Consider the following 904-nt stretch of genomic DNA (forward strand, 5'->3'; position numbering starts at 1 on the left):
CTGCTCCCCCGCCTGTCCCGCGCCCTCGACCGCTACCTCGCCTTCGTCGACGAGCACGACGCCGGCTTCAGCGCCCTCCTCCAAGGCGGCAGCGTCGTCGAGACCTCGCGTACGACCGCCATCGTCGACGGCGTACGCCGTGCCGCCGCCGAGCACATCTACCGGCACCTGGAGGTCACCGAACCCGGCCCGCGACTGCGGATGACCGTCCGGATGTGGATCACGGCCGTCGAGGCGTCGTCGCTCATCTGGCTCGACGAGGAGAAACAACCCCCCGCCGAGGAACTGCGCGACTGGCTCGTCGAGCAGTTCGTGGCCATGCTGTCGGTGACCGCCCGCCGCGACCCGCAGTCCGACGCCCTGGTCCAGGCCCTCGCCGAGGATGTCTGACACTGGTCCCGTGAAGAGCGAAGACACCCCCTTCGAGGGCGGCCCCATGGACGGCAGGGTCCTGCCCGTCCTGCTCGGCATCACCGGCCACCCGCCCAAGACGTACCGCATCCCCGTCCCGGACCCCGCCGGCGGCCCGCCCACCGTCCTGGTCTACCGCCGCGTGCCCCGGGCGGAGGGCAGAGTCGGACTGACCCATCGCTGGAAGTACGAGTACGCCCCCGAGGGCGCACCGACCCGCCGGCTCAACTGGCCCTGGTCGAAGCCAGACGCCACGCCGCCCGGCGAGCGGGACGACGCCGACGGGTGACCCCGTTGCGCCGAACCGCGCACACTCACCGCGCGCACCGCGCGCACACGCCTGATCCTCACGAGTGTCCGGTGGCCAAAGGGCCGCCCTCACACCGGAGGTGATGGCATGTCAGGAAGACTCGTGCGGCTGGTCTGCATCGCGGCGACGGCGGCAACCACCGTCCTCGCCCCCGCCCCCGCCACGGCGGTCCCGGAGCCCGGC

The 904-nt window shown here is 72.7% G+C and carries 1 protein-coding gene and 1 pseudogene; both read left to right on the forward strand.

The features are described 5' to 3' along the window. Window positions 1–390: pseudogene (locus CA983_RS44200) on the forward strand (TetR family transcriptional regulator); the annotation flags it as partial. Between the two features lie 10 nt (window positions 391–400). After that, window positions 401–700, forward strand: a complete 300-nt coding sequence (locus tag CA983_RS44205) for a hypothetical protein (protein WP_086606163.1) — start codon at window positions 401–403, stop codon at window positions 698–700. Window positions 701–904: the final 204 nt, after the last annotated feature.

It is taken from the genome of Streptomyces swartbergensis (genome assembly GCF_002148965.1).
Lineage (GTDB): Bacteria > Actinomycetota > Actinomycetes > Streptomycetales > Streptomycetaceae > Streptomyces > Streptomyces swartbergensis.